The sequence below is a fragment of the Bradyrhizobium sp. Ken51 genome, assembly GCF_055807435.1.
On record NZ_JBVVPB010000009.1, the window covers coordinates 169,630 to 182,359 of the forward strand.

General features: G+C 63.9%; 15 protein-coding genes. 2 read left to right on the forward strand and 13 right to left on the reverse strand.

Annotated features, from left to right (window positions below; translation table 11 throughout):
* The first annotated feature begins 187 nt into the window (after window positions 1-187).
* Window positions 188-1,801: an OprO/OprP family phosphate-selective porin gene (locus AC0L27_RS17690; protein ID WP_354058721.1), complete on the forward strand. Its 1,614-nt coding sequence runs from the start codon at window positions 188-190 to the stop codon at window positions 1,799-1,801.
* An 82-nt stretch (window positions 1,802-1,883) separates the two neighbouring features.
* Complete coding sequence (locus tag AC0L27_RS17695; protein ID WP_354209267.1) at window positions 1,884-2,897, forward strand: zinc-binding alcohol dehydrogenase family protein; 1,014 nt, start codon at window positions 1,884-1,886, stop codon at window positions 2,895-2,897.
* A gap of 3 nt (window positions 2,898-2,900) precedes the next feature.
* Here AC0L27_RS17695 and AC0L27_RS17700 read toward each other — a convergent pair whose 3' ends face one another.
* The 13 genes from AC0L27_RS17700 to rplR form a co-directional block, all read right to left on the reverse strand.
* Window positions 2,901-4,229 carry a chloride channel protein gene (locus AC0L27_RS17700; protein ID WP_354209266.1) on the reverse strand — a complete coding sequence of 443 codons (1,329 nt, stop codon included), beginning with the start codon at window positions 4,227-4,229 and terminating at the stop codon, window positions 2,901-2,903.
* Between the two features lie 56 nt (window positions 4,230-4,285).
* Entirely contained in the window at window positions 4,286-4,582 is a 297-nt protein-coding gene (locus AC0L27_RS17705; RefSeq protein WP_275168095.1) for a DUF1330 domain-containing protein, read from the reverse strand.
* 9 nt (window positions 4,583-4,591) lie between these two features.
* Window positions 4,592-5,380 (reverse strand): SDR family NAD(P)-dependent oxidoreductase, encoded by a 789-nt coding sequence (locus AC0L27_RS17710; protein WP_354209265.1) that lies wholly within the window; start codon window positions 5,378-5,380, stop codon window positions 4,592-4,594.
* 160 nt (window positions 5,381-5,540) lie between these two features.
* Window positions 5,541-5,957: a 50S ribosomal protein L17 gene (rplQ, locus tag AC0L27_RS17715; RefSeq protein ID WP_275168098.1), complete on the reverse strand. Its 417-nt coding sequence runs from the start codon at window positions 5,955-5,957 to the stop codon at window positions 5,541-5,543.
* 120 nt (window positions 5,958-6,077) lie between these two features.
* Window positions 6,078-7,109 carry a DNA-directed RNA polymerase subunit alpha gene (locus AC0L27_RS17720; RefSeq protein ID WP_007603046.1) on the reverse strand — a complete coding sequence of 344 codons (1,032 nt, stop codon included), beginning with the start codon at window positions 7,107-7,109 and terminating at the stop codon, window positions 6,078-6,080.
* Between the two features lie 111 nt (window positions 7,110-7,220).
* Window positions 7,221-7,610, reverse strand: coding sequence for a 30S ribosomal protein S11 (gene rpsK / locus AC0L27_RS17725; protein ID WP_007603045.1), 390 nt, complete (start codon window positions 7,608-7,610; stop codon window positions 7,221-7,223).
* A 122-nt stretch (window positions 7,611-7,732) separates the two neighbouring features.
* Window positions 7,733-8,101, reverse strand: a complete 369-nt coding sequence (gene rpsM, locus AC0L27_RS17730; RefSeq protein WP_007611599.1) for a 30S ribosomal protein S13 — start codon at window positions 8,099-8,101, stop codon at window positions 7,733-7,735.
* A gap of 186 nt (window positions 8,102-8,287) precedes the next feature.
* Window positions 8,288-9,181, reverse strand: a complete 894-nt coding sequence (locus AC0L27_RS17735) for an adenylate kinase (protein ID WP_473319869.1) — start codon at window positions 9,179-9,181, stop codon at window positions 8,288-8,290.
* 265 nt (window positions 9,182-9,446) lie between these two features.
* Entirely contained in the window at window positions 9,447-10,778 is a 1,332-nt protein-coding gene (gene secY / locus AC0L27_RS17740) for a preprotein translocase subunit SecY (protein ID WP_007611601.1), read from the reverse strand.
* A gap of 152 nt (window positions 10,779-10,930) precedes the next feature.
* The gene (rplO, locus tag AC0L27_RS17745) at window positions 10,931-11,416 is read right to left on the reverse strand and encodes a 50S ribosomal protein L15 (RefSeq protein WP_247497526.1); all 486 of its coding nucleotides are present in this window, start codon (window positions 11,414-11,416) and stop codon (window positions 10,931-10,933) included.
* A 73-nt stretch (window positions 11,417-11,489) separates the two neighbouring features.
* The gene (rpmD, locus tag AC0L27_RS17750) at window positions 11,490-11,696 is read right to left on the reverse strand and encodes a 50S ribosomal protein L30 (protein WP_007603038.1); all 207 of its coding nucleotides are present in this window, start codon (window positions 11,694-11,696) and stop codon (window positions 11,490-11,492) included.
* Between the two features lie 25 nt (window positions 11,697-11,721).
* Window positions 11,722-12,309 carry a 30S ribosomal protein S5 gene (gene rpsE, locus AC0L27_RS17755; protein ID WP_007603037.1) on the reverse strand — a complete coding sequence of 196 codons (588 nt, stop codon included), beginning with the start codon at window positions 12,307-12,309 and terminating at the stop codon, window positions 11,722-11,724.
* 47 nt (window positions 12,310-12,356) lie between these two features.
* The gene (gene rplR, locus AC0L27_RS17760; protein WP_007603036.1) at window positions 12,357-12,719 is read right to left on the reverse strand and encodes a 50S ribosomal protein L18; all 363 of its coding nucleotides are present in this window, start codon (window positions 12,717-12,719) and stop codon (window positions 12,357-12,359) included.
* Window positions 12,720-12,730 lie beyond the last annotated feature (11 nt).

Consider the following 12,730-nt stretch of genomic DNA (forward strand, 5'->3'; position numbering starts at 1 on the left):
TTTGGCTGGGCTGTGGATTGGCATGATGTGCGTCGTCTTGCATGGTGGTGCAAGGCGGATTCGGTTGCGACGAATTTACACCAGTGGGAACCGCGCAACCGAGCGCAGCGTCGCGGGGCAGTCATCGATCATATCTAGGCTCTCCGGCAGCGACTTGGGGAAGTTCGTCAAACGATGGAGTCATGACGTGAGCAGGACAAGAATTGCAGCCACGGCGATTGGTCTCGCCGCCGCACTGGCAGCTTCGCAGGCCCAGGCCCAATCGGCGAGCAGCAGTGACCAGGAGATCGCGCTCCTGAAGCAGCAGTTGAAGATGCTGGAGCAGAAGCTCGACAAACTCCAGAGCCAGACCGCCGCGAACACTGCCGCTGCGGCAAAGGCCAGGACCGAAGCCAAGGCGGAGGCGAAAGCCGAAGCGCGTTCCGAAGCGAAGGCCGCGGTCGCCAACGCCAACGCGGCGATCCCGCTCAAGGGACCGGCGCCCGCATCCGGCGTCGTCGTGACGATGCCGAATAACCGGCCGACCATCTGCACTGCCGATGGGGCAAACTGCGTCGGGATCACAGGCCGCGTGCATTGGGATGTCGGCGGCTACGACTATCGGCCCAACACGGCGGCAACCGTGCCGCAAAAGCTCGACAGCGGCGAGAATGTCCGCCGCGCGCGCATCGGTCTCGCCGGCAAGTTCTTCCACGACTGGAATTTCGCGCTGGTCTACGACTTCGGCGGCTCCTCCGACGGGTTTGGCGGCGCAGCTCCGGGTTCGCTGCCCGGCGGCGGCGTCTCCGGCGTCGAGAATGCCTATCTCAGCTACACCGGCCTGAAACCGTTCGGCGGCAAGATGGCCATCGAGGGCGGCATCATGGACCTGCCCTACACCCTCGATGAGGCCACGAGTTCCAACGACATCATGTTCATGGAGCGCGCCTCAGCCGGCATCGTCGCCACCAGCATCGCAGCGGGCGACTTCCGCTCGGCGATCGGCACGCGCTGGTACAACGACCAGCTCTGGATCGGCGGCTATGTCACGGGACCCTCGACCGGCGCGATCCATTCGGCGTCGAGCGTAGCACCGAACGGTGCTTCCGAGCAGTATGGCGCCGTCGCCCGCGTTGCCGGCCAGGTCGTCAGCGGCAAGGATTACTCGCTGCATCTTGGCGGAAACGCCGAATGGCTGATCCAGCCGTCGCGCAACATGGTGACGGGCGCACAGACGGTGACACTCAGCGACCGCCCGGAACTGCGCATCGATCCCACGGCACTGGCTACGACCGGCGCAATCGCCAATGCCTCCGGCGCGCAGGTCTACAGCGTTGAAGCGGCCGCCACCTATGGACCGCTGATCCTGCAAGGCGAGTATTTCTGGTACAACATCGATCGCAGCGCCAATACCGGCCTGCCGCCGCTGGGTGCGCCGAGCCTCAAATTCCAGGGCGGCTACGCGCAGGCCGGCTACGTGCTGACAGGCGAGGGTCGCAGCTATAATGCGGCGAATGCGGCCTATGGCGGCGTCAAGCCGGCGCATCCGTTCTCGCTCGAGGGCGGCGGCTGGGGTGCGTGGGAAGTCGCGGGACGCTTCTCCACGATTGACCTCAACGATCAACTCGGGACCGCCACTGGCATCGCAGGCGGTCGGCAGACCGTCTACACGGCGGCGCTGAACTGGTATGTCAACGGCAACGTCCGTTTCATGCTGGACTATTTGCATGGCACGGTGTCGAGGCAGGCCTCGCCGATCTCGACCGCCGATGTCGGCTCGAAGTTCGATGCGGTCGCGATGCGGACGCAGTTCGCGTTCTAGGTCTCGCCTGTCGTCCCGGGGCGGGCAAAACGCGGACCCGGGACCCCGCATCTGCAACGCCGCTATCTGAAGGAGACAAGCCATGAAGGCCGTTGGTTACAAAAAGTCGCTTCCGATCGAGGAACAGGACGCGCTGTTCGATTTCGAGACCGCTAAGCCCGAACCCAAGGGCCGTGATATCCGCGTGGCCGTGAAGGCGATCTCGGCCAATCCGGTCGACTACAAGGTGCGCAAGCGCGCCGCCCCGCCCGACGGGGAAACGAAGATTTTGGGCTATGACGCGGCCGGCGTGATCGAAGCCGTCGGTCCCGACGTCACGTTGTTCAAGCCGGGCGACGAGGTATTTTACGCCGGCTCGATCCTGCGCCAGGGCACCAATTCCGAATTCCATCTGGTTGACGAGCGTATCGTCGGCAACAAGCCGAAGAGCCTGTCGTTCGCGCAGGCAGCCGCCCTTCCCCTCACCTCCATCACCGCCTGGGAGCTGTTGTTCGACCGGCTTGGTGCGGTGCCGGGCAAGAGTGTCGATCCGCGTACGCTGCTGATCACGGGCGGGGCCGGTGGCGTCGGCTCGATCCTGATCCAGCTCGCCCGCCGCCTCACCGGGCTGACGGTGCTCGCGACCGCGACGCGGCCGGAATCGCAAAAATGGTGCCTCGATCTCGGCGCGCATGCGGTGATCGACCACGGTAAGCCGATGAAGGAGCAGATCGAGAAGCTGAAGCTGCCGCCGGTCGCGCTGGTGGCGAGCCTCACCTTCACCGACCAGCACTACAAGAGCATCGTCGAGTTCATGGCGCCGCAGGGGAAGTTTGGCCTGATCGACGATCCCCCGGAATTCACCATGAGTGCGTTCAAGGGCAAGGCGATCTCGGTGCACTGGGAATCGATGTTCACGCGCTCTTCGTTCCAGACTGCCGATATGATCGCGCAGCATCATCTGCTGAACGACGTCGCCGACCTCATCGACAAGGGCGTGCTGCGCACGACGCTCGACCAGACCTTTGGCACGATCAACGCGGCCAATCTCAAGCGCGCGCACGCGCTGCTCGAGAGCGGCAAGTCGCGCGGCAAGATCGTGCTGGAGGGGTGGTAGGTCCTAGCTCGAAGCGGGCGCCGCATTCGTCTCCGGCGAACGCGTCGCCCGCTCGATAAAGCCCTTGGCGAGCGCGTGATAGATCCCTTCCTCGGAGATCATCCGCGATGTGGCATGTGCAATCAGGGCGGCGGCCATCAACGGCACCACCATGGCATGGTTATCGGTCATCTCGGTCACGATGACGAAAGCGGTGATCGGCGCCTGCACCACACCGGCAAAATAGGAGACCATGCCGAGCAACATGATCGCACCGAGCGGAGCGTCGTGGAAGAAGGATGCGATATTGCTGCCGAGGCCGGCACCGACGGCGAGTGACGGCGAAAAAATTCCGCCGGGTATGCCACTGATCGCCGCGAAGGTGGTGGCGAGAAGCTTGAGGATGCCGAAGTCCTGCGGCAGCGGTGCGCCATGCTCCAGGGCCGTCTTTACCTGCTGGTAGCCTGTGCCATAGATCGTATCGCCGGAGACGATGCCGCAGATCGCGACCGCCAATCCGCACGCAAGCGCGAACCACAAAGGGTGGCCCTTCACCGCGCGTCCGAAAGGATGGGCCAAGCCGCGCGCCATCACGATGACGATGCGGCTGAAGACGCCGCCGGCCAAACCGCCGACCACGCCGCACACTGGAACCGCCAGCCAGTCGGCACCGGGGGCCAGCGACATCGCACTGCTGCCGAAATAGGCGTAGTTGCCCATCAGCGCGAGCGAGGTCAGGCCGGCCGCTATCACCGCCGCGATGATGAGACTGCTGGTACGCGTCTCGAAAGCCCGGCTCATCTCCTCGATGCCGAAGACGATCCCTGCCAGCGGCGTGTTGAAGGCGGCCGCGACGCCGGCGGCCGCGCCGGCCAGGATCAATCCGGGCTGGTGGCGTGGCGAGACGCGTCCGAGCGCGAACATGATGGAAGCGCCGACTTGAACGCTCGGTCCTTCCCGGCCGACGGAGCCACCGCACAGCAGACCGAACAAAGTGAGGATCACCTTGCCGATCGCGATTCGGATCGAGACCAGGCTCTCGCGCGCCGTCTGGTCGGTCAGATGCCGTGCGGCGATCGCCTGAGGAATGCCGCTGCCCTGTGCGTTCGGGAACAGCCGGGTAGTTAGATAGGCCGAGAGCATGAAGCCGAGAGGTGTCACCGCGAGCACGGCGTACCGCGACTGGGCCAACAGCAGCGCAAAGGCGTGCTGGGCGAGATCGGCGAGTTGCGCCAGCGCCACCGCCGCGGCGCCAACCCCGATCCCACCGAGCACGAAGATTGCCCGCCGCTGCCATCGCGCGGATGTCAGCCTGAACAGGCGTTTATGGCGCGTCGACAGGGGCCAGAGCATGAGCCGGAGTTTTAGCCGGTCACGTCGCGAATTGAAGGGGCAAGCGAGCAGACCAGCTAGACTGGAACCACGCCTTCAACGAACATCAACCGCCGCTCCAGCGCGGTCCGCCGCAGTTTGAGCGCCGCCGCATATTCCGGCGACGCGTACCATTCGCGCGCGCGTTCGATCGAGGGAAACTCTACGATGATGATGGTCTTGGGCGGCGGGCCGCCCTCCACCACCTCAGCGGCACCGCCGCGCGCGAGGTAGCGGCCGCCATATTGCGCGATGGTTTGCGCCGCCAAGCCGCGATAGGCCTCCATCGCGGCCTGATCGCGCGCCTCGACCTCCGAGATCACATAGGCCGGCATGAATTGGCCTCAGGCAATCGTGTTGACGATGCCGCCTTCCGCGCGCAGCGCCGCACCGTTGGTTGCGGACGCTTCCTTCGAGGCGACATAGACCACCATGTTGGCGATTTCGTCGACGCTGGCGAAGCGCTGGAGCAGCGAGCTTGGGCGATGCTGTTTGACGAAATTGGCCGCGGCCTCATCGACCGACTGGCCGTTCTGCTTGGCAAGATCCTTCACGAACGTCTCCACGCCCTCCGACATGGTCGGGCCCGGCAGCACGGAATTGACCGTGACGCCGGTGCCGCGTGTGAGCTGCGCCAGGCCGCGCGCGACCGAGAGCTGCGCCGTCTTGCTCATACCGTAGTGGATCATCTCGACGGGAATGTTGAGCCCGGACTCCGAGGAGATGAAGACGACTCGGCCCCAGTTGCGCTTGAGCATGCCCTTCATATACGCGCGCGAGAGACGCACGCCGCTCATCACGTTGACCTCGAAGAAGCGGCTCCAGTCCTCGTCCGGAATGTCGAAAAAGTCTTTCGGCTCGAAGATGCCGGCATTGTTGATGAGGATGTCGACGTCTGGCAGCGCCGCGGCCAGCGCCTTGCAGCCGGCAGCGGTCGAGACATCGGCGGCGATGCCGCGGACCTTGGCCCCCGCTCCCTCCAGCTTGCGCACGGCCGCATCGACCTTGTCCTGGCCGCGTCCGTTGATCACGACGCTCGCACCCGAGCCGGCAAGGCCCTTGGCGATGGCGTGGCCGATACCGGCGGTCGAGCCGGTGACGAGGGCGGTCTTTCCGGAAAGGTCGATGTTCATGCGTGATCTCCGTTGATGCTGACGGAGATATTGGGCGCTACCGGCACGATAGCAATCGGCACTCACCGACGCGTGAGGGACGGGACCTAACGAACGAGGACGGCCAATAAAAAAGCGGCGCCCGAAGGCGCCGCTTTCTGAAAACTCTCTACCGGTCGGCTTACGCCGCCTCGGCTTCCTTTTCCTGCACCGGACCGGAGTCCTGGCCCTTGGCATCAACGTCACGATCGACGAACTCGATCACGGCCATCGCGGCGTTGTCGCCGTAGCGGAAGCCGGCCTTGATGATGCGGGTGTAGCCGCCCTGGCGATCCTTGTAGCGGGGCGCGAGCGTGTCGAACAGCTTCCGGACCTGATCCTTGTCGCGCATCTCGGAGATGGCCTGGCGGCGCATGGCCAGCCCGCCCTTCTTGCCGAGGGTAATCAGCTTCTCGACGATCGGACGCAATTCCTTCGCCTTCGGCAGCGTGGTGACGATCTGCTCGTGCTTGATCAGCGCGGCGCACATGTTGGCGAACATCGCGCGGCGATGCTCGGCGGTGCGGTTGAGCTTACGATGAACCTTGCCGTGACGCATTTTTTGATTCCTTGAATTTCATTCGTCGCGACGGTTCGTCGGACCAGTTGCTCAGGTGGGCTGCCTGCGTTCGCCCGCTAAGGCGCGATGAATTCGCGCCTTAGCCTGTTGTCGTTCGGATCAGTAGTGATCCTCGAAGCGCTTGGCGAGCTCGTCGATATTCTCCGGCGGCCAGCCCGGCACTTCCATGCCGAGGTGCAGACCCATCTGGGCCAGCACTTCCTTGATCTCGTTCAGCGACTTGCGGCCGAAGTTCGGAGTGCGGAGCATTTCCGCTTCGCTCTTCTGCACGAGGTCGCCGATGTAGACGATGTTGTCGTTCTTCAAGCAATTGGCCGAACGCACCGACAGCTCGAGCTCGTCCACCTTCTTGAGGAAGGCCGGGTTGAAGGCGAGGTCCGGGATGATCTCCTGGGCGACTTCCTTGCGCGGCTCTTCGAAGTTGACGAACACGTTGAGCTGATCCTGCAGGATGCGCGCGGCGTAGGCCACGGAATCATCCGGCGTCAGCGCGCCGTTGGTCTCGATTGTCATGGTCAGCTTGTCGTAGTCGAGGATCTGGCCCTCGCGGGTGTTCTCGACTTTGTAGGAGACCTTGCGGACCGGCGAGTACAGGCTGTCGACCGGGATCAGGCCGATCGGCGCGTCCTCGGGGCGGTTGCGCTCGGCGGGAACGTAGCCCTTGCCGGTTGCGACCGTGAACTCCATGCGGATCTCGGCGCCCTCGTCGAGCGTGCAGATCTGCAGGTCGGGATTGAGCACGACGACGTCGCCCACGGTCTGGATGTCGCCGGCGGTGACGACGCCCGGGCCGGACTTCTTGACGACCATGCGCTTGGGGCCTTCGCCCTGCATCTTGATCGAGATGTCCTTGATGTTGAGCACGATGTCGGTGACGTCCTCACGGACGCCCGCGATCGAGGAGAACTCGTGCAGCACGCCGTCGATGTGCACCGACTGCACCGCCGCGCCCTGGAGCGAGGACAGCAGGATGCGGCGCAGCGCGTTGCCGAGCGTCTGGCCGAAGCCGCGCTCGAGCGGTTCGGCGACGATGGTCGCGAAACGGGTCGGATCGCTGCCGGGCTGTACCTGCAGCTTGTTCGGCCGAATCAGTTCTTGCCAATTTTTCTGGATCGTCACTGTTTCACCCATACAGGCCAGTCAGACTGCTGTTGCAGGCACTGGCGTTGGAGAAAGGCCGCAGATCATTTCCACGGCTTTGCAAAAAATCATTGCGGGCGCCAATGCGCCCGCAATTTGGTATCAAACGCGCCGACGCTTGCGGGGACGGCAACCGTTGTGCGGGATCGTGGTCACATCACGGATCGAGGTGACGGTGAAGCCCGCGGCCTGGAGCGCCCGGAGCGCCGATTCGCGGCCCGAACCGGGACCGGCGACTTCGACTTCCAGCGTGCGCATGCCGTGCTCCTGCGCCTTCTTCGACACGTCCTCGGCGGCAACCTGTGCGGCATACGGGGTCGACTTGCGCGAGCCCTTGAAGCCCATCGTGCCGGCGGAGGACCAGGCAATCGTGTTGCCCTGCGCGTCGGTGATGGTGATGGTCGTGTTGTTGAACGACGAGTTCACGTGCGCGACGCCGGAGGCGATGTTCTTGCGCTCACGACGACGAACGCGGGTGGCTTCCTTGCCCATAGACTACCTTTCCTGAAGATCTCAAACGCCGCCGTAATGCCAGCGGCTACACCTGTGGAACGAAAGGCGCGTGGCGAACGGGTCATCCCCTTTCGCCACACGCCGTGATTGGATGCGAAAACTTACTTCTTCTTGCCGGCGATGGCCTTGGCCGGACCCTTGCGCGTGCGCGCGTTGGTGTGGGTACGCTGGCCACGCACCGGCAGACCGCGACGATGGCGCAGGCCGCGGTAGCAGCCGAGGTCCATCAGACGCTTGATGTTGATGCCGACCTCACGACGCAAATCGCCCTCGACGAGATAGTCGCGGTCGATCACTTCGCGGATCTGAAGCACTTCGGCGTCGCTGAGCTGATTGACCCGACGATCGTCTGGGATCTTGACCTTCTCCATGATCTCACCGGCGATCTTCTGGCCGATGCCATGGATGTACTGGAGCGCGATCAGCACGCGCTTGTTGGTCGGGATGTTCACGCCGGCAATACGGGCCACGGCCTTCTCTCCTGTCGCCGATTCCTCGTCAGGAATCGCGCTTTAAGTGCTGGTTTCTCGGGCAGGTGTTCACAAACGCGAACACGACGCCCACCCCTGGTCTTCCTGGGGCCCGGCATCGTTTGAAACTATCCGACTTGGATGCGGGGCTTATTAGGGGATTCAGGGGGCTTTCGTCAACCGCTGCTAGCGCTTAGCTCGCTTTTTCGTGACCTTTTTTGCGGCCTTTTTGGCACCTTTTTTGACAGCCTTCTTTGCGGTCTTTTTGGCTGCCTTCTTCTTCCCTGCCTTCTTGGCGGCTTTCTTGCCGGTTTTCTTGGCCGCCTTCTTGGGACCCGTCACGGTCTTTTTAGCCGCCTTCTTGGATTTGGCGGCCTTTTTGGCCGTCTTCGTCGGCTTTTTAGCCGATTTCGTCGCCGCCTTGGCCTTTTTAGCCGGGGCGGCCTTGGCCGCGCTGCGGGCGCGGGTCTTGCCATGAGTCTTGGGCTCGACCGCCCCGAGCGCCAGGAGCTGGCGATGGATGGCGCGGGTGACCTCGTCGATGGCCATCATGCCGTCGATGGTCGAGAGCTTCCGCCGCTCGGAATAGTAGTGAATCAGCGGCTCCGTCTGGTTGCGGTAGCTGGCTAACCGCTTGGTTAGGACCTCCGGGGTGTCGTCGAGCCGGACCTCCTCCCCGCGCTCGCGCATCTGGGCGACGCGGGTCTCGACACGGTTCAGGAGCGCGCTCTCGTTGACGCGGAGCTCAATCACGGCGTCGAGCTTGAGGTGCTTCTGCTTGAGCAGCTCATCCAGCGCCTCGGCCTGCGGCACGGTCCGCGGGAAACCGTCGAGGATGAAACCGTTTTTGGCATCCGGCTGATCGATTCGATCGGAGATGATTCCGACCACGACATCATCGGGCACGAGACCGCCGCTGGCCATGATCTCCTTGGCCTTGAGACCGACCGGCGTTCCGGCCGCCACCGCTGCACGCAACATCTCGCCGGTCGAGAGTTGGACGATACCATAGCGCTGCACAAGCAGCTGCGCCTGGGTGCCCTTGCCCGATCCCGGCGGCCCCAGAAGTATAATTCTCATCGGCGTACGCCCCCCGATTGGTGCGCGATGCGTCGCGCGCCCGTGTTTTGAAGTCCAGCTACAGTGCAAATCATAATCAGCGCCGCACCGCTACCCATATCATAGGGGAGCAAATGGCCGGACGCCAAGAAGCCTTTGAGATCAGTGCTTGCACGACAGTAAGAGCGGCTCTGTCGAGGCGACCGAATGCCCGGCTCGCCGTCCGCGCGCGTTGCACGCGCGGCGAATCGGCGGCGCAATTGCGCCGCCCGAGGGGACGCCGCGCTTAACGGCGGCGGCCGCGCAGCTTCGACTTCCGGATCAGGCCTTCGTACTGATGCGCCAGGAGATAGCCCTGCACCTGCGCCACCGTGTCCATGGTGACGCTGACGACGATCAGCAGCGACGTGCCGCCAAAGTAGAACGGCACCGACGCGTAGGAGATCAGGATTTCCGGAATCAAGCAGACGATCGCCAGATAGACCGCGCCGAGCACAGTGATGCGCGACAGCACGTAGTCGATATATTCCGCGGTACGCTCGCCCGGACGGATGCCCGGAATGAAGCCGCCGTGCTTCTTCAGATTGTCCGCGGTCTCGGTCGGATTGAACACGATCGCGGTGTAGAAGAAGGCGAAGAACACGATCAGCGCCAGATACATGATCAGGAACAGCGGACGGCCGTGGCCGAGCTGGGTGTTGATCCACTGGAACCATTCCGGCCCGCTGCCCGCGTTGAAGTTCGCGACCGTGGTCGGCAGCAGCAGCAGCGAGGACGCGAAGATCGGCGGGATCACGCCCGAGGTGTTGAGCTTGAGCGGCAGATGCGAGGACTGCCCCTCGAACATCTTGTTGCCGACCTGGCGCTTCGGATACTGGATCAAGAGCCGGCGCTGGGCGCGCTCCACGAACACGATGAAGGCGATCACGGCCACCGCCATGATGATGACGACCAGAATCAGGCCCGTCGACATCGCACCCTGACGGCCGAGCTCGAGCATGTTGGCGAGCGCCGCGGGCAGCTCGGCGACGATGCCGGAGAGAATGATAAGGGAAATGCCGTTGCCGATGCCGCGCGAGGTGATCTGCTCGCCCAGCCACATCAGGAACATGGTGCCGCCGGTCAGCGTGATCGCCGTGGACAGACGGAAGAACATGCCGGGGTCGCTGACGACGTTGCCTGCGCCTTCGAGGCCTACCGCGATGCCGTAGGACTGGAACGCGGCCAGGATCACCGTGAGATAACGGGTGTACTGGTTCAGCAGCTTGCGGCCGGACTCGCCTTCCTTCTTCAGCGCCTCGAGCTGCGGCGAGACGGTGGTCAGGAGCTGGATGATGATGGAGGCCGAGATGTACGGCATGATGTTCAGCGCAAAGATCGCCATGCGGTGAATGCCGCCGCCGGCGAACATGTTGAACATGCCGAGGATGCCGCCCGCCTGGGAGCGGAACACCTGCTCCCAGATGTTGGGATCGATGCCGGGCAGCGGGATGTAGGTCCCGAGCCGATAAACGAGCAGCGCACCCAGGGTGAACCAGATGCGCTTCTTCAGTTCGTCGGCCTTGGCAAACGCACCGAAATTGAGATTGGCTGCCAGTTGTTCCGCTGCAGAGGCCATCTTGGACTTTCTCCCGCCGCTTATTGCGCCGTCATGCCCGCGGCCGGGCTACATTATACCGGACACCGGACATTATCTGGGGCTACGGCTTCGATAAATCCATCGTCCCGCATGCGTAAAGGCCCGCGAGCTGCGGGCCGATGACGCAGTTGTTACGCCGCCTCGCCTTCTTCCTTGGCAGGCGCGAGGATCTTCACCGAGCCGCCGGCCTTCTCGACTGCCGCGATTGCGGTCTTCGAGGCGCCGTGCACTTCGATGTTGAGCTTGGCCTTGAACTCGCCGCGGCCGAGCAGCCGCAGGCCGCCCTTGGCGCGGCGCAGCACGCCGGCCTTGACCAGGGATTCGACGTTCACGACGCTGCCGGTGTCGATCTTCTTGGCATCGACCGCGTCCTGGAGCCGGTCGAGATTGATCTCGGCGAACTCGATGCGGAAGATGTTGTTGAAGCCGCGCTTGGGCAGACGGCGATGCAAGGGCATCTGGCCGCCTTCGAAACCCTTGATGCGCACGCCCGAACGCGCGGTCTGGCCCTTGCCACCGCGGCCGGCCTGCTTGCCCTTGCCCGAACCAATGCCGCGGCCGACGCGCATACGCTTCTTGCGCGAGCCGGCATTGTCGGCGATATCGCTGAGCTTCATCGCCCTGCTCCTTGTTTCCTGCGCATGACCTTCACCGAAAACGGGTCCCCGCTTCGGGATCGTGCGCCTTTGCTTACTTCTCGTCGACGATGCGAACGAGATGGTGAACTTTCAAGATCATGCCGCGCACCGCCGGGGTGTCCGGCAGTTCGCTGGTGCGGCCGATCTTGTTGAGCTTGAGCCCGATCAGCGTCGAGCGCTGCGAGTGATGGCGGCGGATCGCGCTGCCGGTCTGCTCGATCTTGATCGTCTTTGCGGTCGTAACGGCACTCTTGGCCATGGGCGTCTACTCCGAAAAGCTTGCGTTATTCGGCAACCGCCTCGGCGTCGCCACCGATACGGCGGGACTGGAGGGTGGACACCTTGATGTTGCGGCGGGCAGCGACCGAGCGCGGCGAATCCTGATGCTTCAGCGCATCGAACGTCGCGCGAACCATGTTGTACGGGTTCGACGAGCCGATCGACTTCGCAACCACGTCCTGGACGCCGAGCGTCTCGAACACGGCGCGCATCGGACCGCCGGCGATGATGCCGGTGCCGGCCGGAGCTGCGCGCAGGTAAACACGGCCCGCGCCATGACGGCCGGCGATGTCGTGATGCAGCGTGCGGCCCTCGCGCAGCGACACGCGGGTGAGGTTGCGCTTGGCGGATTCGGTTGCCTTGCGGATCGCCTCGGGCACTTCGCGCGCCTTGCCGTGACCGAAGCCGGCGCGGCCCTTCTGGTCGCCGATCACGACCAGCGCTGCGAAACCGAAGCGCTTGCCGCCCTTGACGACCTTGGCGACGCGATTGATGTGGACGAGCTTGTCGACGAACTCGCTGTCGCGCTCTTCCCTGCGTTCACGTCCGCCGCCGCGTTGATCGCGTCCACCACGTTGTTCGCGTTCTGCCATGGTTTTTCCAGTCCTTCAGAGGCTTACGCCTCAATCCTCAAATTCTGTTAGAAGCTCAGCCCGCTCTCACGCGCCGCGTCGGCAAGAGCCTTGACGCGCCCGTGATAGAGATAGCTGCCGCGATCGAACACGACTTCCTTGACACCCTTCTCGGCGGCGCGCTCGGCCAGCAGCTTGCCGACCGCCTTCGCCGCATCGATGTCGGCGCCGGTCTTGCCGCCATCGCGCATCGACTTCTCGAGCGACGAGGCAGAGGCAAGCGTCTCGCCCTTCAGGTCGTCGATGACCTGGGCGTAGATGTGCTTGGACGAGCGGAACACCGACAGGCGCGGACGGCCGCCACCCGAGCGGCGCAGCTTCAGTCGTACACTGCGCTTGCGCCGGGCATTCGTAACCTTGGCTTTCGACATGACCGGCTCCG